Origin of the sequence: Marinobacter sediminicola (assembly GCF_031157525.1) — a bacterium.
GTDB classification, from domain to species: domain Bacteria; phylum Pseudomonadota; class Gammaproteobacteria; order Pseudomonadales; family Oleiphilaceae; genus Marinobacter; species Marinobacter sediminicola.
Window position 1 is genome coordinate 23,745 of sequence record NZ_JAVIXR010000005.1, and the last position, 26,543, is coordinate 50,287.

At 55.3% G+C, this 26,543-nt stretch carries 18 protein-coding genes; 10 read left to right on the forward strand and 8 right to left on the reverse strand.

What is annotated here, in order from left to right:
- Nucleotide 1 precedes the first annotated feature (1 nt).
- Entirely contained in the window at nucleotides 2-988 is a 987-nt protein-coding gene (locus RG807_RS08930; protein WP_309044602.1) for a response regulator, read from the reverse strand.
- Nucleotides 988-3,876, reverse strand: a complete 2,889-nt coding sequence (locus tag RG807_RS08935) for an MHYT domain-containing protein (protein WP_309044603.1) — start codon at nucleotides 3,874-3,876, stop codon at nucleotides 988-990. Before RG807_RS08935 ends, RG807_RS08930 begins: the two co-directional genes overlap by 1 nt.
- A 271-nt stretch (nucleotides 3,877-4,147) precedes the next feature.
- On the opposite strand from RG807_RS08935, the gene acnA reads away from it, so the two are divergent.
- On the forward strand, nucleotides 4,148-6,916 hold the full coding sequence (gene acnA / locus RG807_RS08940) for an aconitate hydratase AcnA (protein ID WP_309044604.1): 2,769 nt from the start codon (nucleotides 4,148-4,150) through the stop codon (nucleotides 6,914-6,916).
- A gap of 58 nt (nucleotides 6,917-6,974) precedes the next feature.
- On the opposite strand, the gene RG807_RS08945 is transcribed toward acnA, so the two are convergent.
- The gene (locus RG807_RS08945) at nucleotides 6,975-8,972 is read right to left on the reverse strand and encodes an ATP-binding protein (RefSeq protein WP_309044605.1); all 1,998 of its coding nucleotides are present in this window, start codon (nucleotides 8,970-8,972) and stop codon (nucleotides 6,975-6,977) included.
- Nucleotides 8,969-10,756 carry an ATP-binding protein gene (locus RG807_RS08950; RefSeq protein ID WP_309044606.1) on the reverse strand — a complete coding sequence of 596 codons (1,788 nt, stop codon included), beginning with the start codon at nucleotides 10,754-10,756 and terminating at the stop codon, nucleotides 8,969-8,971. The genes RG807_RS08945 and RG807_RS08950 overlap by 4 nt, the downstream gene beginning before the upstream one ends.
- A 102-nt stretch (nucleotides 10,757-10,858) precedes the next feature.
- On the opposite strand from RG807_RS08950, the gene RG807_RS08955 reads away from it, so the two are divergent.
- From RG807_RS08955 to RG807_RS08975, 5 genes are read left to right on the forward strand one after another with little or no spacing between them, the layout of a single operon-like run.
- Complete coding sequence (locus tag RG807_RS08955; RefSeq protein ID WP_309044607.1) at nucleotides 10,859-12,517, forward strand: diguanylate cyclase; 1,659 nt, start codon at nucleotides 10,859-10,861, stop codon at nucleotides 12,515-12,517.
- Nucleotides 12,514-13,695: a response regulator gene (locus RG807_RS08960; protein ID WP_309044608.1), complete on the forward strand. Its 1,182-nt coding sequence runs from the start codon at nucleotides 12,514-12,516 to the stop codon at nucleotides 13,693-13,695. The genes RG807_RS08955 and RG807_RS08960 overlap by 4 nt, the downstream gene beginning before the upstream one ends.
- Entirely contained in the window at nucleotides 13,685-14,083 is a 399-nt protein-coding gene (locus RG807_RS08965) for a response regulator (protein WP_309044609.1), read from the forward strand. The genes RG807_RS08960 and RG807_RS08965 overlap by 11 nt, the downstream gene beginning before the upstream one ends.
- 42 nt (nucleotides 14,084-14,125) lie before the next feature.
- Complete coding sequence (locus RG807_RS08970) at nucleotides 14,126-14,455, forward strand: DUF2288 domain-containing protein (RefSeq protein WP_309044610.1); 330 nt, start codon at nucleotides 14,126-14,128, stop codon at nucleotides 14,453-14,455.
- Nucleotides 14,455-15,366, forward strand: a complete 912-nt coding sequence (locus tag RG807_RS08975) for a LysO family transporter (RefSeq protein WP_309044611.1) — start codon at nucleotides 14,455-14,457, stop codon at nucleotides 15,364-15,366. The genes RG807_RS08970 and RG807_RS08975 overlap by 1 nt, the downstream gene beginning before the upstream one ends.
- Before the next feature lie 21 nt (nucleotides 15,367-15,387).
- Here RG807_RS08975 and RG807_RS08980 read toward each other — a convergent pair whose 3' ends face one another.
- Nucleotides 15,388-16,596 (reverse strand): cyclic di-GMP phosphodiesterase, encoded by a 1,209-nt coding sequence (locus tag RG807_RS08980; protein ID WP_309044612.1) that lies wholly within the window; start codon nucleotides 16,594-16,596, stop codon nucleotides 15,388-15,390.
- The gene (locus RG807_RS08985; protein ID WP_309044613.1) at nucleotides 16,593-17,402 is read right to left on the reverse strand and encodes a TatD family hydrolase; all 810 of its coding nucleotides are present in this window, start codon (nucleotides 17,400-17,402) and stop codon (nucleotides 16,593-16,595) included. Before RG807_RS08985 ends, RG807_RS08980 begins: the two co-directional genes overlap by 4 nt.
- 139 nt (nucleotides 17,403-17,541) lie before the next feature.
- Between RG807_RS08985 and RG807_RS08990 the strand changes: the two genes are divergently transcribed.
- Entirely contained in the window at nucleotides 17,542-18,834 is a 1,293-nt protein-coding gene (locus RG807_RS08990) for a D-amino acid dehydrogenase (protein WP_309044614.1), read from the forward strand.
- Nucleotides 18,831-20,063, forward strand: coding sequence for a methyltransferase (locus RG807_RS08995; RefSeq protein ID WP_309044615.1), 1,233 nt, complete (start codon nucleotides 18,831-18,833; stop codon nucleotides 20,061-20,063). The genes RG807_RS08990 and RG807_RS08995 overlap by 4 nt, the downstream gene beginning before the upstream one ends.
- A gap of 46 nt (nucleotides 20,064-20,109) precedes the next feature.
- Here RG807_RS08995 and RG807_RS09000 read toward each other — a convergent pair whose 3' ends face one another.
- Together RG807_RS09000 and RG807_RS09005 are read right to left on the reverse strand one after the other, a co-directional pair.
- Nucleotides 20,110-21,324, reverse strand: coding sequence for an OmpA family protein (locus tag RG807_RS09000; RefSeq protein WP_309044616.1), 1,215 nt, complete (start codon nucleotides 21,322-21,324; stop codon nucleotides 20,110-20,112).
- A gap of 164 nt (nucleotides 21,325-21,488) precedes the next feature.
- Nucleotides 21,489-23,768 carry an ATP-dependent helicase gene (locus RG807_RS09005; RefSeq protein WP_309044617.1) on the reverse strand — a complete coding sequence of 760 codons (2,280 nt, stop codon included), beginning with the start codon at nucleotides 23,766-23,768 and terminating at the stop codon, nucleotides 21,489-21,491.
- 225 nt (nucleotides 23,769-23,993) lie between these two features.
- Here RG807_RS09005 and RG807_RS09010 point away from each other — a divergent pair, with 225 nt between their 5' ends.
- Both RG807_RS09010 and RG807_RS09015 read left to right on the forward strand, forming a co-directional pair.
- Nucleotides 23,994-24,371, forward strand: coding sequence for a DUF2237 family protein (locus tag RG807_RS09010; RefSeq protein WP_309044618.1), 378 nt, complete (start codon nucleotides 23,994-23,996; stop codon nucleotides 24,369-24,371).
- Nucleotides 24,371-26,527, forward strand: coding sequence for a tRNA(Met) cytidine acetyltransferase TmcA (locus RG807_RS09015; protein WP_309044619.1), 2,157 nt, complete (start codon nucleotides 24,371-24,373; stop codon nucleotides 26,525-26,527). Before RG807_RS09010 ends, RG807_RS09015 begins: the two co-directional genes overlap by 1 nt.
- Nucleotides 26,528-26,543 lie beyond the last annotated feature (16 nt).

Consider the following 26,543-nt stretch of genomic DNA (forward strand, 5'->3'; position numbering starts at 1 on the left):
GTTAGGCATCCTGCCATTGGGCGCGAATTTTCAATATGTCGGGCAGGCACTGGAAAAATGCCTCAACCAAATCCGGGTCAAAGTGCTTACCGGCCTGCTCGCGGATTAGCCCGGTGGCTTTGTCTATGGGCCAGGCGCTTTTATACGGGCGCTCGCTGGTGAGCGCGTCGAATACGTCAGCCAGTGCAACAATCCGGGCTGATACGGGGATGTCTGTACCCTTGAGGCCTTTGGGATAACCGCTGCCATCCCATTTTTCATGGTGGTTCAATGCCACTTCCCGGGCCATATCGAGCAGGCTTGAGCCGTCATCGCCAATAATCTCGGCCCCTATTGTTGGGTGTGTCTGCATTACAGCCCACTCATCTGCGTCCAGTTTTCCCGGCTTTTGAAGAATGGCATCGGGTATACCGATTTTGCCCACATCATGCATGGGTGCCGCATTCAACAAGGTGTCAGACCAGGTTTCACCAAACCCTGCCTGCAGTGCGATCAGTCTGGAGAAGTGGCTCATGCGGATAACGTGCAGCCCCGTTTCGTTGTCTTTGTATTCAGCAGCGCGGCCCAGACGTTGCACTACGGCCAAGCGGGTCTTCACCAGTTCATCCATTCGCACCAGCGATAAGTGGGTTTTTACACGGGCCCTTACAATGGCTGCATTTACGGGTTTGGTAATGTAGTCCACAGCGCCAAGCTCAAACCCTCGGGTTTCGTCGTCAGAACCTGACAGAGCGGTGACAAAGATAATCGGGATAGTGCTGGTTCGGCTTTCGGCCTTGAGTGTTTCGCACACAGTGTAGCCGGACATACCCGGCATCATAACATCCAGAAGAATCAGGTTCGGCTTTTCACTCCGCGCTAGCTCCAGCGCGCGCTCACCGTCTTTTGCGAACAGCAAACGATACTGATCAGACAGTATGTTGCGGAGCACCTGGAGGTTTGCAGGCTCGTCGTCTACCAATAGAAGAGTCTTGGTGTCATTCAACATCAGGAGAACTCCAGGGTCTTTCGAAAGCTGATTAATATTTCCGCGGCTTTTTCCGGCTCGAACTCATCCAGCATCAGGTCCATGGCGTTCGAGCAGTCAGCTGGAAGCCCTGGCTTGAGCTTATTGATATCGTCGTCGGGCAGTTCGCCGTGGCTCAGGCGTTCGATCACATGGTTTAGCAAGCGTGTATCCAATGCAGTCACCGGTGTTTCCGTCACTATTTCAGGCGGGGCGGGCTGTTGTTTGAGCCAGACAATGGCAGCGTCAAAGCGTAACTGCACGTTTTCCCATAAGGATTCAGGTGCAGGGTTCCCGGTTTTGAGTACGGCTTCCAGCTCTGCCAACACGCTGGCGAGTTGGTTGAACCCAAGATTGCCGGCAATACCCCTGAGTTTGTGGGCGGCAGCAGCCTGATCACCTGCCTGGCTACGAAGTGCACGGGGTTGGTTGCCAGGCTCGTTCAGGAAGCGCGTAGCTGCGCTCTGATGCTTGGCAACGTCCGGCCAGAGGTGGCGCACTGTGCCTTGGTCGATGACTGCACCCATATTTTGGCTTGTGATTTGTTCGGGGCCGGCGCTATCGATGCCTAACACGATCGCTATTTCGTGGGTCAGCTGTGGCATGTTTATGGGTTTGGTTGCAAAGCCGTCCATGCCTGCTTTTGCGGCTTCCCGGCGATCAGATTCCAATACGCTGGCAGTCAGGGCAATCACCGGTGTGTAGGCTCGTTGATCAGTAGTTTCGATCTGACGAATGGCCCGGGTTGCATCATGGCCATTCATTTCGGGCATCTGCACATCCATCAAAACCAGATCAAAGGCTTCGCGGCGATAAAGATCCAGAGCCTGCTTGCCATTGTTGGCAGTGGTCACCTGGTGGTTTCGCTGGGTCAGCAGTGACGATAGAAGCTCAAGGTTTTGTGCTACGTCATCAGCCACCAGAATTCGCAACGGTGGCAGAGTCACCTCTTGCTCGGAATGTTGATCGTCATCCACCGGCTCACCTTCGGAAATAGCCAGGGTTACCTGGAAGGTGGAGCCTATGCCAGGGGTGCTGGCTACGGTAATCTCGCCGCCCATGAGTTCCGCTAATTGGCGGGCGATGGTGGTTCCCAGCCCGGTGCCCCCGAAGCGTCGGGTCATACTGGAATCGGCCTGGGTGAAAGGCTCAAAGATTTTATCAAGTCGGTCAGCAGAGATGCCGATGCCGGTATCTTCCACCAGGATGACCACTTTCTGTGGCTCCGGATGTTTGACCCGCAGGGTCACCCCTCCGGTTTGCGTGAATTTCACCGCGTTGCTTAGCAGATTCAGTATTACTTGCTGAATGCGTAGAGGGTCGCCCTTGAAATAATCCCCTGCTTCAAAATCCAGATTAAGATAAAGACCCTTGCGGTTTGCAAGGAGCGACTGGGTGGCGACGACCTGTTCACAAAGGTGCCTGAAATTGAAACTTCGGGATTCAATCTCAATGTGACCGCCATCCAGCTTGGCAGAGTCCAGAATGTCGTTAAGCAGGCTCAGTAGCGACCTGGCGGAAGCCTTTACTACGCCCAAATGCCGCGCCTGGGGCTCTTCCAGGGGCGTGTCCAGTACCAGATCGGTGAAGCCAATGATGGCGTTCATAGGCGTGCGAATCTCGTGGCTCATGTTGGCCAGAAAGGCGGTTTTAGCTGCAGCAGCTTCTTCCGCCAACTCTTTGGCCTGCCGCAGTTCGGTTTCCATCTTGTGACGTTCGGAAATGTCCGTTAAAAAGCCAACGAAGGTGCTTATGCCGCCCAGCCGGGATTCGCCAATGGCGAGGAGTACGGGAACCTGGTGGCCATTCTTGTGAAGGGCCCACACCTCCCGGTTGGAGCCGATGATCTTGGGCACACCGGTACGCAGGTAGTTTTTCAGATAGCTGTCGTGGGCATCCCTATGGGGGTTGGGCATCAGCATCATCACGTTTTTGCCGAGGACCTCTTCTGCCTGGTAACCCAAAATACGCTCGGCAGATTCGCTGAACGACAGCACAATGCCGCGGTCGGAAATCTTCACTATGCCATCTACCGCCGCATCCAGAATGGCCTGAATTTCACTCGTGGCTTCCTGGCTGCGCCTCATGAGTGCCCAGTAGCGCGCCACAGCGTTCACACTGGCGGCCAGTAAGCTGAGGCTCACCGTAATGAAAGCAATGGTGAAGGCAAGTGCAGTTTGGCGGTTGCTGCCGGGCAGGAACCCCGGCTCCGGCTCGCCGATAAAGCGAGCGGCTTCCATGGCCGTGTAGTGCATACCCGCGATGGCAAGACCCATTACGGCACCAGCCAGGAGCCGACGTTTGTATCCGCGCATGCGGGTTCTGCGCCGCAAACCGAAGCTGATCCACAGGGCTAAGGTGCCAAGTAGCACCGCAACCACAATAGAGAGCACGAACAGCAGAGGGTCGTATCTAAGCGCCGGCCCGATCTCCATCGCTGCCATACCCAGATAATGCATAGTGCCTATGCCGGCCCCAACGATCACGCCTCCACCAATCAAACGCGCAGGGTTAAGGTCATGTCGAGCAAGCAGGCTGAGGGCCACCCAGGATGCAAACAGGCTGGGAGCTGCCGATAGGGCGGTGATCCAGGGGTGATAGTGAACATGGGCAGGCATCTCGAAGGCCAACATGCCTATAAAGTGCATTGACCAGATACCGAAACCCAGGGAGGCTGAGCCACTGATTAAATGCAGACGCTGCAGGTGCACAGTTGTACTGCGCCGGGCCGCCGCTGCCAGGGTGAGCGCCAGATAGGAAGCACCTATGGCAATGGCCAGCGATAGCGCTACCAGACCAGTCTCATATTGGCCCGACACCAGCTTGTCGGCTGCCAGATTGAGCACGAAAAAGTTATCAAGCGCCAGCAAGCGGGATACCTTAAGGGGGCTAAGTGTGTAGGAAAAGCCTACCTTAACTCTCAGTGATGGGCCCGCAAATCGAATTTTGTTTAAATTTTGTAGTTTGGCAATCATCCCCCTGAATACCGAACATTCATGGGCGTGACCTTGAACTATAATTATTTGATGCAATAGTTATACAAGACTTCACATTCCCTGACTTTTGCGCCAGCCTGCTTGTCTGATGTCGCAGTGTAGCTTGTAAAAGTGCTCGGATCATGGCGAATAATGGAGGCACAGTATGTCGAACAATAGCCTTGGAAAAGATAGCCTGAACACACTCAGCAGCTTGAGTGCAGGCGGTAAAACGTTTCATTATTACAGCCTGCCCAAAGCGGCAGAATCCCTCGGTGATATCAACCGACTCCCCTTTTCATTGAAAGTGCTCCTCGAAAACCTGCTGCGCAACGAAGATGGCGTAACCGTGGATCAAAGCCACGTTGATGCCATGGTGCAGTGGCTGAAAGACAAGCGCTCAGACACCGAAATCCAGTTCCGCCCAGCGCGGGTACTGATGCAGGACTTTACCGGTGTACCCGGCGTGGTGGATTTGGCAGCCATGCGCGAGGCTGTTAAAAAGGCCGGTGGAGATCCAGCTCTGATCAATCCTCTATCCCCTGTGGACCTTGTGATCGACCACTCGGTGATGGTAGACGAGTTCGGCACGGCTAGTGCTTTCGGGCGTAACGTGGAAATCGAGATGGAGCGCAACCAGGAACGTTACGAGTTCCTGCGCTGGGGCCAGCAGGCCTTTGATAACTTCCGTGTGGTTCCGCCTGGAACCGGCATTTGCCACCAGGTAAACCTCGAGTACCTGGGCAAAACTGTCTGGCACAAGAAGCAGGGCGATAAAACCATTGCCTATCCGGATACGTTGGTAGGCACAGACTCCCACACCACCATGATTAACGGCCTGGGCATTCTTGGCTGGGGTGTTGGTGGTATCGAGGCAGAGGCTGCCATGCTTGGCCAGCCAGTCTCCATGTTGATACCGGAAGTGGTGGGCTTCAAGATTTCCGGCAAGCTGCGCGAAGGCATCACCGCAACGGATCTGGTTCTTACTGTGACCGAAATGCTGCGCAAAAAAGGCGTGGTTGGCAAGTTTGTGGAGTTCTATGGTGACGGCCTGAAAGACATGCCGGTGGCAGACCGTGCCACCATTGCCAACATGTCTCCGGAATATGGCGCCACCTGTGGCTTCTTCCCGGTGGATGAGCAAACCCTGAAGTATTTGCGCTTGACTGGTCGCGACGACCAGCAGATCGAACTGGTTGAAGCCTATGCCAAAGCCCAGGGGTTGTGGCGTGAGCCAGGCCATGAGCCGGTGTACACCGCGACGCTGGAACTCGACATGGGCGATGTCGAAGCCAGCATGGCCGGCCCTAAGCGCCCGCAAGATCGGGTAGCGCTGAAAAACATGAAAGCGGCCTTCGAATTGTTGATGGAAACATCTGAAGGTGGCCCGGATGCGCCCGATAAGCGTGAAATGGAGCTTAAATCGGAAGGCGGGCAAACCGCCGTGGGCGTTGATGACAGTTATCATCACCCCTGCAGCCGGGAGATCACTCTGAATGGGCAGGATACCCGCCTGGACCCGGGCGCAGTCGTGATTGCGGCTATCACCTCCTGTACCAACACGTCTAACCCCAGTGTGATGATGGCGGCCGGGTTGGTGGCCCGGAAAGCGGTAGAGAAGGGCTTGACCACCAAGCCTTGGGTGAAAACGTCACTGGCGCCGGGCTCCAAGGTGGTCACAGAATATCTGGCCGCAGGCGGATTTCAGGATGATCTGAACAAGCTGGGCTTTGACTTGGTAGGTTACGGCTGCACAACCTGCATCGGTAACTCTGGCCCATTGCCGGATTCGGTTGAAAAAGCCATTACGGATGGTGATATCACAGTAGCCTCTGTGCTGTCTGGTAACCGTAACTTCGAAGGCCGCATACACCCGTTGGTGAAAACCAACTGGTTGGCGTCACCTCCTTTGGTGGTTGCCTATGCGCTGGCTGGTAACGTGCGGTTGAACCTGCAGAAGGATCCTCTGGGCAAAGACCAGGATGGTAATCCGGTGTACCTGAAAGACCTGTGGCCAAGCCAGCAGGAAGTTGCTGAGGCTGTGGAGAAAGTCAAAACTGACATGTTCCGGACCGAGTACGCGGCGGTATTCGATGGCGATGCTACCTGGCAAGCCATAGATGTGCCTGAAACGAAGGTGTACAAGTGGTCAGAAGATTCTACCTACATCCAGCACCCGCCCTTCTTTGAAGGTATGGGCCCGGAGCCAGATCCGATTGAGGATATATCCAACGCAAATATTTTGGCACTGCTGGGGGATTCCGTGACAACGGATCACATCTCGCCGGCCGGCTCATTCAGCGCCGATAGCCCCGCAGGCAGATATCTGCAGGAGCGCGGTGTTGAGCCGGGCAACTTCAACTCTTATGGTTCCCGCCGGGGTAATCATGAGGTGATGATGCGGGGTACCTTTGCCAACGTACGTATCCGTAACGAAATGCTGGATGGCGTTGAGGGCGGTTTCACCAAGTTTGTGCCCACTGGGGAGCAAATGGCGGTTTATGATGCGGCCATGAAGTACCAGGAGCAGGGCACACCGTTGGTTGTGATTGCTGGTAAGGAATACGGAACCGGCTCAAGCCGCGACTGGGCAGCCAAAGGCACTCGCCTGCTTGGAGTTCGTGCGGTGGTGGCAGAATCCTATGAGCGAATCCACCGCTCCAACCTCATTGGCATGGGTGTGATGCCCCTGCAGTTCCCGGAAGGTACGGATCGAAAGAGCCTGAAACTGACTGGAGAAGAAACCATCAGTATCAGTGGGTTGTCCGGAGATATAACACCGGGCCAAACGCTGACCATGACGATCACCTACAAGGACGGCTCAACCGCGACTTGCGATCTGAAATCGCGGATTGATACTGCAAATGAAGCTGTCTACTTCCATCACGGCGGCATCTTGCACTATGTGGTGCGTGAAATGCTCAAATCTGCCTGAACTAGCTGATTAACGGGTTCAGACTTGAAACCGGCAACCCATTCGGGTTGCCGGTTTTTTATGGTTCACCAATAACTGCCACAGGCAGGCGTATCCAGAAGGTTGCGCCCTGGCCCGGCAAAGACTCAAAGCCGACATCGCCACCCATGGCATTTATCAGTTCGCGAGTTATCGCAAGCCCAAGGCCTGTGCCACCCCGGCTACGGGTGTCGGAGCTGTCGGCCTGGGCAAAGCGCTGGAAAATTGCGCTTCTAAAGGCTTCCGGAACACCGTCTCCACTGTCTTGCACGGAAATAGTGACCGTTTGAGCCCCCTCCAGGATCTGCTGTTTCGCCGACACACCAATACGCCCACTATCGGGGGAGAATTTCATGGCATTGGATATCAGGTTGTTAAGGCTTTGCAGCAGGCGCTGGCCGTCTACAAATACGTCAACGGCGGGTATGTCTGAAGCAAGGTGAATGGTAACTTCCCGCTGCGCACCATAGGCCCGGTTTTCACTCACTGCCTGCTCGAGTAACGGCAGTAGAGGCTGGTATTGCATGCTGATGGTCAGCTTTCCGGTTACCAGCTTTTCGATATCAAGAAGGTCGTCGATCAACCTGGCCAGCTGCTTGGCATTGCGCTCGGCAATGGCCATCATATCTTGTGCTTTTTGAGGTAGCGTGCCCGCCGCCCCCCCGGCCAGAAGCCCGATCGCTCCTGTAATTGAGGTGAGCGGCGTGCGGAGCTCATGGCTCACGGTCGATACAAACTGGTTCTTCATGCGCTCGATCTTTTTACGCTCCGAAATATCCTCCAGCAGAACCCAGAGCAGCTTTCGGCCAGCAGAATCGAGTATTAGCATGGCGTGAACGATGGCTGGGTAGCTGTTGCCGTAGCGGTCCACAATTTCTTGTTCGATGGGCCCGAAATAGCCTGAGTGCTGTAGCTGTTCCAGAACCTCTGCTTGCATGGATACATGGTTGGGGGAAAGCAGCTGGCGGTAACCAAGCTCCAGGAATTCTTCCTTGCGATAGCCGGTTGACTTGAGCATCGAAGCGTTCACATCGATGATTTCACCGGTGCGGTAGTCCGCCAGAATGATACCGCTGGGTGCCAGTTCAAACAGCCGCCGAAGCTGCTGCTCGCTTTCCTCGATCCCCAGAAGCGCCCGCTTTTTATCGTCTATGTCTTCCAGGTAGCCGTGCCAGATGATGCTGCCATCAGAGAGTTTTTGAGGTGTGGAGTGGCCTTCAATCCAGCGTACTTTGCCCTCTGGATGGCGAATGCGGAACTGGATAGACCATGTGCACAGGTGTTGCGATGACTCTTTGATACTGCCCACTACCGCTGGGTAATCCTCAGGATCTATCATCGTGAAAAGTGCCGCGGCATCATTCCGAGCCTGTGCCGGGGTGACGCCAAAGGTGCGCTCTATACCTTTGCTGCTGAAAGGAAAGGTCATGCGCCCATCCGGGAAGAGCCGGAACTGGTAGAGGCCGCCGGGCACCAGATCCGCAAGCTGTTTGAGCATGATCAGGGATTCATTCTGCTTTTGCAGTTCCTGTTCCCGATAGTGAATAGCCAGCTCCTGGGCGCTGATCTGCTCTTCTATGCAGTCGGCAATATCTCGTAGGCACTGGAGATCTTCTTCGTTCAGCTTTCTGGGCGCCCTGTCAATAACACACAGGGTTCCCAGGGCGTGGCCATCGGAGCTGCGCAGCGGCGTGCCGGCATAGAAACGAATGTTCGGCGCGCCGGTTACCAAAGGGTTATCGCGGAAACGTTCATCGGCACAGGCATCTTCTATCAGCAGCGGCCGATCGGTCAGAATGGCGTGTCCGCAAAAGGAAATGCATCGCGGGGTTTCGCTGACGTCCAGCCCGACAATGGATTTAAACCACTGCCGGTCACGGTCAATCAGGGAGATCAGGGCAATGGGGGCATCCAAAAGCCTGGCGGCCATGCGGGTGAGGCGGTCAAACCGGGCTTCGGGGGGAGTGTCAAGAATCCGAAGTTGATCCAGAGCGGCTTGCCGGTCGCTCTCGTTGGCAGGCACCTCGGGCTCTTTCATGATGTTGTGCCCTCTGATAAGACGTTGCTGTCCAAGGGTAGTTCAACCCAAAAGTGGGCGCCATTATTGTTGTAGTAGCCGACAGAGCCGTTCAGAAGGTCTGCAATCTGCCGATTGATCGCCAGGCCCAGTCCAGTGCCATTCGTTGCGCGGGTTGTGCCAACCTCTGCCTGGGAAAAGCGACTGAATATCTGGGATTTAAATGTCTCAGGAACGCCTTTACCCTGGTCGCTCACAGTAATTCGCAGTGTGTTCTGATCCGTTTTTTCTGCATGGAGCGTGACCAGGCCACCTTTTGGTGAAAACTTGATGGCATTGCTCACGAAGTTATCCAGAATCTGCCGCAATCTATGGCCGTCGGTGTGCAGGGGTATCTCGGGGACGTCTGGAGTGGCCAGGCTGACGCCGACCTCCCTGGCCATGGTTTCGTTCCCACAGACAGTTTCCGCCAACAGCTTTGGCAGGTCCTCAGGCTGAAAACTCACCCGCATCTTGCCGCTGGACAGCTTGTTGAAATCGAGCATGTCGCCGATGAGTAATTGCAGGCGATCGCCGTTGCGCAGTGCCAGCGACACCATTTCTTTGGCGCGCACCGGTAATTCGCCTGCGGTGCCGGATTGGAGCAGTCGCATGGCACCATTTATTGAGGTCAAGGGTGTTCGCAGCTCATGGCTGACATTGGCAACAAAGTTGTCCTTGAGTCGGTTGTTGGCATCCCGCCCATCCATAAGCTGGTTAAATGCCTGCGCCAGATCCCGAACCTCTGGAGCGCCTTGTTCTGTGAGGCGGCGGGAAGATTCCGGTTTCTGGATCATCGAGCGGATACGACGGGTCATCTGAGTGAGAGACGCGGTTGTTGAGCGAAGCGCCATGTAGGTCATCAGTAATATGCCGAAGGTGACACCGATGCTGATCATAAAGAACCGGCTGAAGGCTTGCTTTGCGGGAGCAGTCGCAAGGGACTTTGGAACCGCGCGTATAAACAGCCAGCCAAGTCGGTGCAGGTGGTTGGTTGCATAGATCAGCGTTTCGCCTGTGTTTGTTTCAACCTCGCCAAAACGGACACCTGAAAGGGCCGCATCTATCAGCAAGTTTTCCCCGGGGTCTGGAAGATCCTCAATGGCTTTACCGTTAGGGGCGCCCTCTATGAACAGGAAGTTATCAGAGTCTACCACCAGGAAAATTGCATCTTCACTGGCACTATCCCGCACGCTTCCGGGAATCAAAAGCGACTGGTGCATTCTTAAAGTGCCACTGAGGAAGCCCAGGAGCTCCCCGTTATCACCTTTAATGGGCGCAATAAATACCATTAAGGGCACACCTGTTGCCCGGCCGATCAGGGGGCGGCTGATAACGGGGCGTTGAGTGTTGATGGCCTCTTGCCAGTGGGGGCGGTCGGCGTAATGGGTGCCCAATCTGCCTGGAGAGAAGATGTTTTCAGCAATCAAGACGGCTTCTGGCGTCAAAACGCTCAGGCTGTGTGGGAACAACTCTTCCAGGTTTTTCTGTTTCTTCAGTAAATTCGTAAGCCTTTCCGGGGAAAGCAATTGGCCCTCGGTGCTTAGAATCGATGCAAATTGCGACAGCACATTGGTGCGGAACTCCAGATCCTGGCTAACCAAACTGGAGATGTGAGCTGTTTCGTTCTCCTGTTGCGCCAGCAGATTTGTTGAGAAATCTTCGAGCAGTGCACTGTAGGCGGCATATATAACAGCGCCAACGGTGGTAAGGCAGCCAGTCAGGATGATGATGGCCAGGCGGGTGCCCAGAGATAAATGATTCAATGCATGCTCCTGTCTGGCAATTTGCGTTAAAACTTGCTTTGATTGAACCGTAATTCAAACCGAATTCACAGCGTTTACGCGCGTTAATTAGCAAGAGCCCTTATGCCCGAAAGCCCTTCCTCCGAGGTGCGGAAAAAACTGGAGACTCTTCGTAATCGTTTTCAGGATAAAACGATTAGTGAAATCGAAGGTTTGGTTGCCAGCATCTTCAGCGCCTCCCAACGCCCCGAGGCCATTGGCGAGCTGGTGGCTGCCTATCAGTTGTTGCACAGACTTGCAGGATCAGCCGGCACTTTGGGTTTTACACAGCTGGGGGAGCAGGCCAGAAAACTTGAGCTGGCTATCAAGCCTTTCGCAGATCAGGTTACGGAAGGGGCTGAGAGAGAGCATGTCCGGCAGCAGTTAAGGCAGCTGCTGGCAAGCGGTTTTGAAAAGGATCTGGTGGGTCTTGGCAGCCTTTTGGGTGTGGCTGACCCGGTATCAACCGGGTGGCACAAGCCGGTGCCAGTGGAGTCTGATAACCAATTTGTATTGTTGATTCTGGATCCGGATCAACAGCATGGCGATTTGGTATCCCAGGGTTTGGCGCTCTATGGCTATGAGGTTCGTAGCCTCAGTAGCGCTGATCAGTGGCCAGACAGCATGGGTGATGTGGATCTGGTTATGATTCGGGATACCCTGTTGCAAGACGAGGGAGCCAGCTGGCTGTCCAGGCTGCACAAGCTTCCGGTGATTTGCTTCAGTGAAGCCCATGACTTTGCCACCCGCTACAGGCTGGCGCGTTTGAATGTCGATGCCTGTGTTGATGCTACTCTGGACATTCCGGCCCTTGCAGATCAGGTAGAGCAGCTTTTGGCAGAAGGTCTGGCAACGCTCAGCGGCAAGGTTATGATTGTAGACGACGATAGAGAGCTGCTTGAACACTATCGCGTTGTACTGACCAGTGGCGGCATGCAAGTGCGCGCGTTTGATGACCCCTCACGGATGTTGTCTGAGTTGGCGGAGTTCCGGCCCGATATACTGCTCATGGATGTGCAGATGGGGCAGTACGAGGGCCCTGTTTTGGCCCGAATGCTCCGGTTTCAGGCTGAGTGGCTAAGCCTGCCCATTATTTTCTTTTCGTCTGAAGCAGATCGTGATCTTCAGCTGGACGTTCTGGCTCGTGGTGGTGATGATTTTGTTACCAAGCCTGTTTCCGATGAGTACTTGCTGCGCACCGTGAGAATACGCTGTTTCCGTGCCCGGCAGCTCGACAAGCTTGTTTCGCTGGATAGCCTCACGGGCTTGTTGAAACATGCGCTGGCCAAAACAGAGCTTAATCGTGAGCATGCGCGTGCGGCGCGCAGCGGGCACAGTTCAGTTGTCGCCATGCTGGATCTGGATCACTTCAAGAGGGTGAACGATTCATACGGACATGGTGTTGGCGATATGGTGATCAAGGCTTTATCCAACTTGTTGCGCCACCGCTTGCGGGATACGGATATTATCGGTCGTTATGGTGGAGAGGAGTTTGTTGTCGTGTTGCCGGAGTGTTCCTTGGTCAAGGCGGTTGAGGTGCTGGAAGCACTGAACAAGGATTTTGCCCAACTGGCGTTTAAAGGCGGCAGCGAGGAGTTCTCAGTGACTTTCAGTGCTGGCGTTGCCGAACTTAACGCTTATGAGTCTGGTGAGCAGGCTATAGACGCCGCCGACCGGGCTCTTTATGAGCGCAAGCGAGCAGGGCGGAATGGCGTTACCGTGGCTTCAGAAAGCAACTCTTGAATCAAAGGGAAATTGAGATCGTCGCGATGGATGTATTGATACTTGAAGATGATGAACTGGTCGGCGCTCTTCTGGAAACTGTTGTGGCAGGCGCATATCCAGGAGTCGTAGTCCGGGTTCATACGCTGGTAGCAGAAGCACTTGATAGCTGGCAGAAAAAACCTGCAGATCTGGTTATTACTGATTGGAACCTGCCAGATGGCTCCGGCCTTGAGGTGATTCGTGCCGTTCGAAAACTCAGCGGCCAAGTACCCGTAGTGATGATCAGTGGTCGCGCAGATCGTGATTCCATTCTTGCGGCGGCTCATCTGGGCATTAATGCCTACATCAGTAAGCCGTTTCAGGTAGAAGCACTACACCAAAAGCTCTTGGCATTAGCGCCCCTCTCAAGTGGTCAGGGTGAGAGCGCCAACAGCACCCTGGAAGAGAAAATGGAGGCTGCCTGTAACTCGCCGATACAGTTGCCTGGCCAGATTGACACGGGTGCTATTCTGGCGTTGATCGAGAAGCATGACGAGCTGGGTGCTATCGCGCTCGCAACCGAGTGGAAGGCCGAGCCAGCCTTGAGTGCAAAGATGCTCGACGTGGCGAACAGCGCGTCTTTTCGCCGCTCAGGAACATCAGTAAAGACCGTGCGCGAGGCCGTCAGCACTATCGGTATCGCAATGGCATTGAACCAGGCGCTGGCTTTGTCTCTGGATATTGCAGGGAAACTATCCTGCCCGCGCTTGGCAGAGAGGGCGCTGATAGAGCAGGAGCAAGCGTTGCGGGTTGCCGAGGTGGCCAGCACATTGGCGCGAAAAATTGGCGATAACCCTGCGCCCTATTACACAGCTGGATTGCTGAGCCGTGCAGGGGAGCTGGCAGCTCTGAAAGTGCTGCAAAATCAGTGCGATGATAGTGGAGAGATGCCGGAGATTGAGCTGGTTGATTCTGCCATTGCCTACTGGGCAGAAAAGCTTGGCAATCGAATCAAGGTACAGTGGCGCTTGCCGCTGGATCTCAGGGAGTTGATTGGAGCTGTCTATTTTGTAAGCAGGGGCAATGTCAGTCAATCAAAGCTGGTGATGCGAGCCGCGGCCCTGCTCGCGGCTGGTCAAGCAGATGATCCTGAGTGTCTCACGCTGTTGAGACGACTGGGGATTGAGCACAAGGAGGAAAGCCACGATGCCACCTGAGAATCTGAAACGAATCCTGATGGTTGAGGATGAACCGGATATTCGAACGGTTGCGGAGCTGGCTTTGGAGGCTATCGGCGGGTTTGAGCTCACTGCCTGTGAATCCGGGCAACAAGCGCTGGACAAGATCGAGGAGTGCAGGCCCCAGTTGATTGTTCTTGATGTGATGATGCCGGGGATGGATGGCCCGGCAACCTTGAAGGCTATACGCAGCCTGACAGGTTACGCCAACACGCCGGCGGTTTTTATGACGGCCAAGGTTCAGAGTGACGAGGTGCAAGGTTACCTGGAACTGGGTGCAGCCGGTGTTATTCCCAAACCATTCGATCCGCTTACGTTGGCAGATCAGATAAGGGATATCTGGAACGAGGCCCGTGCAATCGGTTAAGCTCGTTCCGGTTTTTTACTGTCGCTACTGCAAAAGGTTGTTATGTCGTCCTCCCGAAACAACGATGAAACCAAAGCCAAGCTCAATCTGGAAACCTCCCGTATCCGCTGGCACGAGCTGCAAACCTACTACGCCCGAGGGCAGGTTGTGCGTGTTGGCAAAGCGCTGGATTTGTTGGATGTGGCCTGTGAACTCACCGCGGATAACCGCGCTCTGTTCGAGCAATGGCTGGCAACAGGCGATGTAGGGGATGTGTCGCCCGATCTGGCTCGTGTCTGGTACGACCGTAATGCAGAGCTCTGGGCTGTGGTTGTGGCACCCTGGGTGCTGGTTCAGGATCGCGCTGAGCCCTCTGACGCTGCAGTGCATTAATGCTTACGGGTGCCCTGCTGATTCTTGCGCCATTGTTTTTTGGCTTTGCCCTGTCCCTCGAAAACCGCCGCCTGATGACCGTTATTCATTACACGGTAGAAGCTCTGGTGTACTTTATTCTGGCGCTGCTGGGGCTGGGGTTGGGTCAGATGGAAGGCCTGACGAGCCAGCTCGGCGCTATGGCCAGCCAAACGTCCGTTCTGGTGGCCGTTCTGTTTATGGCGAATATGACTGGGCTTTGGCTGTTCCACCGCTGGCGGCCTATGGTGCCAGAGCATCGGGAGGAGCCTGCCGGTAGCACGGGCTATGTGAGGCTGTTTATGGCCGCTCTCAAGCCATTGATGGCGGTTATGGTGGGGTTGTTGGCAGGCTATTTTCTTTTGCCACCACTGCCGCAAGCGGAGCAACTTGCTACCTGGTCGCTGATGCTCTTGCTGTTTTTAATTGGCCTTCAGCTGCGCAATGCCGGGCTCTCCTTGCGCAAGCTCCTTATGAACACCCAGGGGCTGGGGATCGCCCTGATGCTTGTGGTTAGTTCTCTGCTGGCGGGTGTCGTGTTGATACCCGTATTGGGATTGCCATGGCACGATGTGCTGGCATTGGCCTCGGGGTTTGGCTGGTATTCGCTCTCGGGCATTGTGATTGGTGACGCGCTGGGGCCGGCCTGGGGCGGTGTGGCCTTCATGAACGATGTGCTGCGGGAAATTATTGCCCTGGCGATTATCCCACTGGTGATTGGCAGTCGGCCTGCCATGGCTATTGGCTATGGCGGAGCCACTTCGATGGATTTCACCTTGCCGGTCATCCGCAGCAACGGTGGGCTGAGCTGTGTGCCTGTGGCCATTGCCTCAGGTTTTTTGCTGTCGTTTTTGTCGCCGGTTTTTATGGGTGTTTTTCTGTCTTTTGGCTAGACGGGAAAAGGCTGTTATGGCTCAGCTGAGAAATTTCCGGACATCAATTTTGTACTGCTCAGGGTCAACGGCGCGCAGTATCCGGTCTTGATTTCCGGCTTTCGACAGGTCGATGGTGGTTACCGTAATCGGCATCCGGAACTTGGTGTGGTACATCACCCGGACCACCGGCAATCGTTGATCTTGTTCATTGATTTCGACCACAACGCCGAGCCGACCGCTGTCCAGCAGAACAAGGGATCCTACCGGGTACAAGCCAAGGCAGCGGATGAATTGTTTCACCAAAGTAGGGTCAAGATGGCTCCCGCTCCATTCCAGGAGCTTCTTCAGGCCCTGAGAGGGTGTCATTCCCTTGTGGTACACGCGGTCGGCTGTAATGGCATCATACACGTCTGCAATGGCGACCATGCGGCCGTAAACGGAAATCTCGTCGCCCTTCAGGCCTTCCGGATAACCGGAACCGTCCATGCGCTCGTGGTGCTGGGCTGCAGTGATTACCGTGAGTTGGCCGATTCCTTCCGTTGCCGACAAAATGTCACGGGAGTGCCGCGCATGAAGCTTCATGACCTCAAATTCTTGCGGCGAGAGCCGGCCCGGCTTGTGGAGTACTTCATCGGGAGTGAGGACTTTGCCAAGATCGTGGAGCAGGGCGCCCATAACAATCTGATGCATCACATCGGCGGAGAGCTTTCGGTATTGTCCGAATATGGTCATGAGTACGCTCAGATTAACTGAGTGCTCAAGCAGGTAGTTGTCTTTTTCGCGAATACGCCCCAGGCAGCCCAGTGCGTTGGCGTTTCGGGTTACAGAGTTTTGAAGTTCGCCAGCAAGCTTGTGGATTGGAGCGACATCGACAGGCGTGCCCAATTTTGCGTTTTTCATGAAGCTGTCGACCAACCCTTGGGCTTCAGTGTGAACGCCCAGAGCGTGTACCATTTCCTCAGAAAGCGGCACCCTGGGCTTTATGCCCGGTTTCTGCTCACCTGCCTTTTGCAGTGCTGCTTCATTGCGTGAATCTACTTCTGTCGCGGTTTCCGAGTCCTGGCTGTCCTTACCTTTTTGCACGTCGATATAAACAAACTGCACGCCCATCTTGCGGATTTTTTCGATGGTTTCATCGCGCTTGATAACACCCCGCCTGCGTTGCGTGTTGTGGGGAATCCAATCGTTGTTCAGATCGGTAATGTACATGCCGACCGTCAACGCGGAGACGGGGATGCGCTTTATCATGGCTTCGGGAAAAACGTTCTCAGGCTGTTCTGGTAAGTCTGGATAATCACGTCGTCCAAAGGAAGGTCTTTCACTTCTGCTATTTTCTCAGCAACGAACGGCAGATAGTAAGGTGCATTCTCACGGCCACGATAGGGCACCGGCGTGAGGAACGGCGCATCGGTTTCCAGCAGTATCTGGCTGATGGGCGTCATACGAACTATGTCCCGCACGTTTTCTGCCTTGTTGAATGTGGTGATTCCATTAAAGCCCAGATTCCAGCCCTGATCCAGCGCGTAGCGGGCAAGGCCCGGGCCGGAGGTGAAGCTGTGAATCACGCCACGCCGCTTGAGGGTCTGTTCAAACTCTTTGAGTATAGTGATTGTATCTTCGTCTGCATCACGGCTATGGATAACCACCGGGCGGCCGCTGTCACAGGCAATCTGAAGCTGGCGCCGGAACACATCGCGCTGGATGCTGCGGTCTGCATTGTCATAAAAATAATCCAGCCCAATCTCGCCAACCGCAACAATCTTGTCGTCCTGGGCGTGGGTGCGGATTTCTTTTTCTACTGCATCGTTGTAGCTTTCCGCTTCATGGGGGTGGATGCCCTGTGTGCCATAAAGCCACGGCGCTATGGTGCTGAGCTCACGTACTGTCGACAGGTTACCCGGTGCCACAGCAATGGAAATCACCTTCTCGATGTTCACCCGCCGCGTTTCCTCCAGGATTTCCTCCAGGGGGCGATCCTTGAGGTAATCCAGGTGGCAGTGGGTTTCAATAATCGGATGGTCGAATACGGGAATCTCGCGACGTTTTTTACTCATGGGCAGGTGCTAGGCTCCAATACAGGCAGTTGGTTCAACTGCTATTCTGGTGTTCGAAGCGTTCAAGTTTATCAGCTGCCCGTATATTGGCCTACATCGGCTCGTAGGGGCTTTCCTTGATGGATCTTATTGCTCGGGTTTGAAACAGGTGGAGATGCAGATGCACGTTGTTGTGATTGGTGGTGGCGTTGTGGGTGTAACCACAGCCTGGGAGCTTTGCCGTCGCGGACATCAGGTGACGGTACTTGAACGCCATGGCGTGGCTGGGGATGAGACCAGTAAGGGCAATGCGGCCCAGCGTTCTTATGGCGTGGTGTATCCCTGGGCCGACCCCAGCATGGTGTTCAAGGCGCTGCCCTGGCTTGTGAAGCAGGACGGCCCACTGAAGCTTAAGGTGCCACCGTCCTTAGCAGCTATACAGTTCATGTTTTCAACGTTGCGCTACGCTTGGTCGCCCGGGCTGTTTGGTTTGAACAAGCGCGCCATGATGCGCCTTGGAGCTCACTCCCGTGAGCGATATCAGAAACTGGAAGATGAGCTGAACCTGAAGTTTGATGGTGCGCATAAGGGTTTGCTGCATCTGGCCAGTACCCCGGAGGAGCTGGAAGTGCACCGCGGCACACATCGAATTCTGAATGAAATGGGCGTAGCGTCCCGTTTGCTGACACCGGAGCAGGTCTATGAAGCGGAGCCGGGAATGGCGAGAACCGGGCCATTGTATGGTGCGCTCAGCTACGACACCGATGGAACGGGCGATTGCCACTTGTTTACCAGGGCGCTTGCCAAGGCCTGTGAAGAAAAAGGCGTCAAGTTTCGCTACAACGTTCAGGTGGAGCAGCTAACCGCGAGCAGCCAGAATGTTGAAATGGTGGTTCTTCGTAACGAGCGTGGACAGACAGAGGCTTTGGCTGCGGATGCCTTCGTAATCAGCGCGGGTTGCTGGTCCCCTGAGCTGGTGCGACCTTTGGGCATGAAGCTGCCTATATACCCAATCAAGGGCTACAGTATTACGGTGCCCTTGAAAGACCCGGCCAAAGCGCCAGCTACCACCATCCATGATGACAACTACAAAGTTGTGTCTACACGTTTGGGGGATCGATTACGTGCAACGGGCTTCGTGGAACTGGCGGGCTTCAATCGCGACATCCCGGAAGCGCGAATAGCGACCATTCGAAAATCGGTTGAGTCCCGTTATCCCGGTTGTGCAGATCTGGACCTTGCAGAAACCTGGACAGGATTTCGCCCTATGACGCCCGATGGCCCAGCTATTATTGGTCGCGGCCCGCGCCGAAACCTGTACTTGAATACCGGGCACGGTACCTTCGGGTGGACGTTGGCAGCGGCCAGTGCGGATGTGATTGCACAGGTGATTGACGGCGAAGAACCGGCGGTTTGCCTGGATGCGTTCCGCCCGGGGCGTTATCAGGAGTGACTGCTCGACCGGCCACCGAGAGCTTTTTTTCTCGGTGGCAAACCCTCAATGATTGGTTGATAAAGCACCGCACCATTTGGCAGCCAGCCCCGTTTACGGAACTACAGCCGGCCTGGGTTGAAGAATATCCCGGGTTGGCTCAGATGATGGCTGGGTTCACCGATGACGAGTGTGCTGAGTTGGCTGAGGCACCTGAAAGGCTGGCAAAGATCGCTTCCCGGCATGTATCGGATCTGGCTCTGTATGGTCATCTGACAGATTTTCCAGACTTGGTGCCCGATCATTCGGATATTTTGGCGGCAACGCTGCCTGAAATCAGAGCAACCGATATGCCTGGGCGCAAACGGGAGCAGGCGGGTGCATTCGCCGCCGCGCTAAAGCCTCTGCAGCAACCGATTCTGGATTGGTGCTGTGGTAAGGGGCATCTTGCCCGAACCCTGGCTGCACAGAGCCAAGACGACGTTGCAGGCTTTGAATGGAACCCGAAGCTGGTAGCCGATGGTAACCGGCTTGCCAGACGTTTCGCAGATCCCGTTCAAATAGCCTGCCAGGATGTCATGGTGAAGGATGTGCCCGTTCCAACGAACGCTCACGGGGTCGCACTCCATGCCTGTGGTGACTTGCACCGGCAATTGCTGAAGGAGGGCGTTGCAGGTTCGCTTCCACGACTAAGTGTGTCACCTTGTTGCTATCACAAAACCGTTGAGGGCATTTACAGCGCTCTTTCAGAAGGCTCGGCTACCCATGAGCCAAAGCTTTTGCTGGATCGCAGTGACCTGCGCCTGGCGGTAAGAGAAACGGTAACAGCACCGGCCGGAGTCAGGGCGCAAACGAAAACGTTAAGTCAGTGGCGCTTGGGCTTTGACGGGCTACAACGGACCCTGCGCGGGGTGAATCAGTATCTTTCCGCGCCTTCATACCCACCCAGGCTCATTAAAAATGGGTTCCCTGAGTTTTGCCATTGGGCTGCCAGTAAAAAACAGCTTTGTTTGCCAAAAGACACGGATTTCGAATTCTGGCTTTCCTATGGCGTGCAACGCCACCGGGACGTTCATCGCTATGAGCTTATCCGACATCTTTTTCGCCGGCCTTTGGAGGTATGGATGGTTCTGGACTATGCGGTTTTTCTGGAGGAGCAGGGCTATCAGGTGCGGATCGGTCATTTTTGTGAGCGATCTCTGACACCCAGAAATCTGCTGCTGGATGCCGTTAAAAAAAAGGCGCCCTAGGGCGCCTTTGCTGTCTTCACTTGCCTGTGTTCAGTTTATTGCCGAATTAACGACGAACCTGAATGCGCGCTTCAACCCGGCGGTTTTCCGCACGGCCTGCAGCGGTGGCGTTTGTGGCAACAGGTTCTTCTTCACCATAGCCCTTCGCACTCACTTTGGCCGGGTCAACTCCCAGAGGGCCAGTCAAGCGGCCTGCAACGGCTTCAGCGCGGCGCTGTGACAGGAACTGGTTGTAGCTTGCCTTACCGGTGTTATCGGAGTGGCCAGCGATTTCCACGAGAGTTTCCGGATTTTCCTTCAGGAAGTTTGCAACACGACGAATCTCATCATCGTAGGCATTGCCGATCACAGAACTGTTGGTCGGGAACTGAACCTCAATGGTAAAGGTCTCGATAGTTTCGGTTACGCCTTCACACCCGGTTGCGTCCACTGTAGCGCCGGCAGACGTGTTGGGGCAGAGATCCTGGCTGTCGACCACACCGTCGTTATCGCTATCCAGTTCGCAACCGCGGCTGTCTACCATGGCACCGCGTGGGGTGTCAGGGCAGGCATCCCGTGCGTCTGCTACGCCGTCGCCATCTGCATCCGGTTCACAGCCAGTGCTGTCAACGGTTGCACCCGCTGGCGTGTTGGGGCATTGATCACGGGAATCGGGTACGCCGTCACCGTCTGAATCAGTTGTACGCTGGGGCGCGGGAGCAGGCGTACTACCAGTAGTGCGGTTAAACGCAAAGCTGACACCGAGAGAAACCTGGGTATCAAACGTGCTTTCGTCGATGCCGTGGAATTCACGCAGATCACCACGCACAGATATGGAATCTGATACGTTATAACGGAAACCAGTGCCCACGTTTACGCGGGTCTCATCATGGTCGGTGCCCGTTGTGCGATAGCTGATGGTATCACCCTTGCCAAACTCGGCGTGTCCGGCGCCCAGAGAAACGTACGGGTTCCAGGCTTCATTTTGAGGTGCGAAATAGTAGATGCCGTCGATGCGAAGCTCTTCAAAATCAGAGGATCCGGCGACATATTTACGGTCTGCATCTGCGCGTGAATAGATTGCTTCAACTGCCCAGTTTGGTCTGAACCGGTATTCCAGTCCCGCACCAAATGTACCTGTCTCGCTCAGATCACGGTCATCGTCAAAAAGTTGAAAGGCGGCAAACGGGTTGATGTAAACCGTCTCTGTGCGCTCAGCCAAGGCTGGGGCGGCAAGAGTACTGGCGATGGCCGCCATTGCGATCGGGCGCATGATGTTCATGCAGAACCTCCTGTTCGATTATTATTAAACATGCTGAGTAATCAGGATGCTCACTTAGCTAAACAATTTAGGCTAAAGAAGTACAAAAAACAAAGAATTGATGATTAAGATTACATTAGAAAACCCACGCGGGAATGTTTCGATGCACCGTGCTGTGCAGTGATTCACGCGGGTGGAGCACTAAAGTAAAGATGCGCGCTTTTTTTACTGAAGTTCATCTTTTCACCGTCGCTAAAATGAACCTCAAAAGAACTTTCGTCTTCAGCAACGACGGTGCCTGTGCCGAAAATAGTATGAGTGAGACGCGACAGGTGCCATAGGGGAGCGTTGCTGACAGTGTTTGTATTCCCTTCGCCTTCAAGGGCGATGCCTTCCTGCAGCGCATAGCGCGAGCTGACTGGCGTAAGTGTCGTTTGCAGTGTCAGTGAGCGATCGGTATCTGGCGTCCGCTCATCCAGCCAGCCTCCGAACTCCCTCGCCAGATCAAAACAGAACTCTTCTACAAACCGACTGGGCCCTTGATCGCCATCCAGATGGGGCTGCTTGCTTACTGGCCGGGTGATCAGATGCAATGATTGCCGGGTGCGAGTCATGGCGACATACAGCAGGCGTCGCTCGCTTTCGAGAATGGACCTTGCGTCGTCCTGAGGGCGTGGGCTGTGTGGCAGGTACTTCTCCTGCAGCCCGGGTATGATCACCCTTTGCCATTCCAGCCCTTTGGTGCGATGGATGGTGGAGAGTAAAACACCCCCGCCGGCCTGCTTCTCGCTGGCCTGTTGGCGCAGTGCTTTGAGGTGTGCAAGAGCACCTTTTGCGTCTTCACCCAGGCCTTTCAGATACTCGCGGAAGCCGTGAATGGTATCAATGCGTTCCTCTGCGCTGTCATGGGTCAGCGCCAGGCTTCGAACGCCCTCATACAGATCTGTGTGCTCCGCATAAACGGTAATCAACCCCGCTGCCGGGCCTGCATAGCCACGCAATTGCGCCAGAACCTCACCCAGCTTTCGTAGTTTGCGTGCTGCCATGGGCGCCAGCGCGCCAAAATCCAGCGCCAGCAAGCGCTCGTGCCAGCCTCCGGCGAAGCCCGCGAGAAAGCGCGCTAACTGCTCCAGTTCCGGTTCTTTAAGACCAACATGGGGGAAGCGCAGAAGCAGGCGAGCCAGCTCCAGCCGGTCTTCTTCCGGTAGCTTTTCCAGTGTGCCGGAAACCACTTTCAGCAATGCTGTGACGGCCTGAACTTCACGGCTGAACAGCGCCCCTTTGCCCGCATCAATGCGATAGGGAATCTGCTTTGCCAGCAACTTGAGCTCAATAGGCACGCTCTGACTCCAGACCCGGAACAGAATCGCAGTATCGGCCAGTGCGCTCTCTGCTTCTTCGCCAAGTATCTGCAGTACGGCATCCGCGTCATTCTCCACCCGGTGCAGGGCAATTTCCGTGGCTGGCGTGGAAGGGTGGGAATGGCACAGTACATCCTTGCGCCCGGTGTTGTGGCAAATCAGATGGTTGGCCAGCAGAGCCACGCGATGGCCATAGCGGAAGGTGTAGCTGAGGGTTTGTTCCAGAGGGCTTTCAAACTCGTCGCTGAAGCGCTTGAGAATGAATTCCGGCTTGGCACCGCGGAATTCGTAAATAGTCTGGTCCGGATCTCCCACCACGGTTACCCGGGCCCGATCACCTGCCACATAACGCAGCAGCAGGTGCTGAATTTCGTTGGTGTCCTGATACTCGTCCACCAGAATCAGATCCATCTTGTTGCCCACCAGTCGCTGTAAAGGCGGATTCTGGTGTATGGCCATCACCGGTTCGTACAGCATATCCGAAAAACTGATCCGGCTTTGCCCTTTGCGCCATTGTTCGAAGCTATGGAACAGGTCAATCAGGTACCGGTGCTTTTCTGAGTAGCCCAGTTCTTCAAACACTATTTCGGCGGGCGACAGGGTGGTTTTCACCATGTCGATAAATCCGGTTGCGGTTTCTACAAAGTCTTTCTTGTTGCGTCGGATCTCGTCCGCCAAATCCTCCGGTGCCAGCCTCCGTATCAACAGCCAGACCTGAAAGCTGATTTCCTGCTCGGTCAGAATTTTATCGGAGAACCCCGGCAGGTAGCCTTCCCGCACGAATCGTTTGTAAAGTCGCAGCCCCATGGCGTGATAGGTGCGTATCTCCGGCAGTGCTAACCCGCTCTGGTGGCAAATCTCCTGCAGCTTCCGTTCAAAATCCACACGGGCACTGCGGTTGAACATAAGCACCAGAATGCGCGCAGGGTCGTGCCCTTGCTGCAGCAAGTAGCGAATGCGCCAGGCCAGCGTGGAGGTTTTTCCACTGCCGGCGACAGCTGTGATTACCGAGTGCTCGTAGCCGGCGGTAATAATCGCCCGTTGTTCGTCGGTGAGAAAATCAGGCAGATCAAGGGTGGGGGATTCAAGGGTCTTTGTTGGCATAGGTGCTATTGTACTGGCCAACTGGTAGCACGGGTACCTGTGCCGTTAACATGGCTGATTAACTAAGCGAATCCACCTCATTAGTTGGAGGGCAGCGAGGCAGAACCTTCTCCAAAATCGTGCGGAGCCATGGATGGCGGAGCCGAGCGTACATGGATGTATTTACAGCGTATTTTGGAGAAGGTTCTGCCTCGCTGCTAACTCCCAAAGCCGGAGAGAGTAAACATGGAAACTGAAAAATCGATAAACGTACTTGGGGAAAAGCTGGAAACATGTAGCACTGATCCGGAAACCGGCTTTTACCGGGATGGCTGCTGCAATACAGGGCCGGATGATCACGGATCGCATACTGTATGTGTTGTGATGACCGCCGAGTTTTTGGAGTTCTCCAAGGCTCGCGGGAACGATTTGAGTACGCCGGTTCCTGCGTTCGGGTTCCCCGGCTTGAAAGCCGGAGACGGCTGGTGCCTGTGTGCGGTTCGCTGGCATGAAGCTTTTGAGGCGGGCAAGGCCCCTCGGGTGCGGTTGCGTGCAACGCATCAGGCGGCGTTAGCGCACTGTGATCTTGGTGATCTGAAGTCTCATGGAATAGACCTCAGTTAATGAGTCCGGAAACGAAAACCTTTTCGCCATACCTGGACGCATGGCGTTCTCTTCAAGCCGAACTTGCGGCTGCAGGGCAGCGGCGGCTGGTGTTGGTGGAAGGCGCCCGCGATCTTGCCATGCAGTGGTTGCAGGCATTGTTGCCTGCTTTGGAGCTGGAAGGCGGGCTTTGGGTTGGAGAGGCTGGTGATGTCCCGGACGACCGCCTGACCAGCATTCAGTCTGCCAAAGTACGCCAGTGGCTGGGGCGGGAAACGTCGGTCATTGTGTGGGATGGCTGGCGGGGCAATCCGCCGGATGGGTTTGCGGCGCTCTCGGGCACGCTGAAGGCGGGTGGTTTTTTGTTCTGGCTAATGCCGTCGCTGGAGGAGTGGGGGCAATTTGCTGATCCGGATTATTCCCGAACGGGTCTGGATCACGATCAGTTGCATCCTTTCGCTGAGCGGCTGGCGGGCATTCTGGCTGCAGATTCGTCGGTGATCCGGGTGCAGCTCGGTTCGCCGCAGGCATTGGTCCTGCCGGAGCTGCTCAGCGCAACCTCTGAATTTACTGTTACCACAACACCGGATCAGCAAGCGTTGATCGGTAAGCTGGTAGCCTTCGGGCTTGGGCGCAGGCGGCGACCAATAGTGGTGACAGCCGATCGGGGGCGAGGCAAATCTGCTGCCTTGGGAATGGCTGCGGCACAACTGCTGCAACAGGGGCGTCGGAACATTCTGGTAACCGCCCCTTCGAGAGATAATGTAAATACACTGTTTGAGCACGCTCGGGAAACCCTGGGCGCAGACGTGCTGGAAGCGGGTAACGATCTGATTGAAACCGTGACCGGCGCCCAGCTACGGTTTTTGCCGATCCGGGATTTGCTGCGGGAAAAGCCGGAGGCTGAGGTGGTTATGGTGGATGAAGCCGCCGCAATCCCCGTGCCCTTGTTAAAGCGTGTTCTTCTGGGTTGGCCGCGGGTGGCCTTTGCCTCCACCGTGCATGGCTACGAAGGCGCTGGGCGGGGATTTGCTATCCGCTTTCGCCTGATTCTTGATGAGAAGACGCCTCAGTGGCAGTCACAAGCGCTTTCTGAGCCGGTGCGCTGGGCAGATGGTGATCCATTGGAAACTCTTGTATCTGATCTTTTCTTGTTGGGCGCTGAGTACCAGCCGGTTGGGCTGCCAGACATAGCGGCGAGCGAAGTTGTGATTGAGCCCTGGCAACCAGCCCGGGCTTCAGAGGCCGAGCTGGCGGAGGCATTTGGCTTATTGGTGGACGCCCATTACCGCACAACGCCCGCAGACCTTCGGCAGTGGTTGGATGACCCTGCAGCCAGAAGTTGGCGAGCTACCGTGAACGGTAAGACACTGGGCGTGCTTTGGGGTGCTGTGGAAGGTGGTTTAAGTGATGAACTGGCAGAGTTGGTCGCCAGCGGCAAGCGCAGGGTGCGAGGGCATCTTCTGCCCCAATCTCTGGCCAGCCACAGCGGGTTCCCTGAAGCCGCCAGCCAGCGGGGTTTGCGGATTATCCGCATAGCGGTATCTGCTCAGGCCCGGCGCTTAGGGCTTGGAAACCGGCTGGTTGCTGAAGCGGCCAAGAGTGCAGAACTGGAAGGTCTGGATTTTACGGGCACCAGTTTTGGCGGCAATTCCGATCTTTACACTTTTTGGGCGTCCTGCGGGCTGGAGTTTGTGCGCCTTGGGCTCCAGCAGGAGGCGACCAGCGGAGAGTATCCGGTGCAAATGCTTCAGGCTCACAGCGCAGGAGCTGTCACTTTGGTTTCGCAGGTGAGGGCTCGGCTGGCGCGACACTGGCTGACACTTGTGCCACTAAGCTGGAAAGATTTGGAGCCGGAGCTGCTGCTCGATGTAACGGCCGGCTTGCCATCAGAGTGCAAGCCAGATGCAGCAGATATACGGGACCTGCAAAATTTTTCTGAGGGTCACCGGGGCTTCCGGCTGATGCTTCCGGTATTGCGGGAATTGAGTATGGTTTCCGGTGTTTCAAGCAGGCTTCGAAGGCATGATGAGGCGAATTTGTGGTGTCGGGCAGTGCTTCAAGGCCTGGATTGGCCGGAGCTCCAACGTGAAGGGTTATGTTCGGGGCAGCGTGACGGTGAAGATCGTTTGCGTCAGGTTACCCGTGAACTTCTGCAGAAGGGGCCAGAGTTGTGACCCGCTCGATTTAATT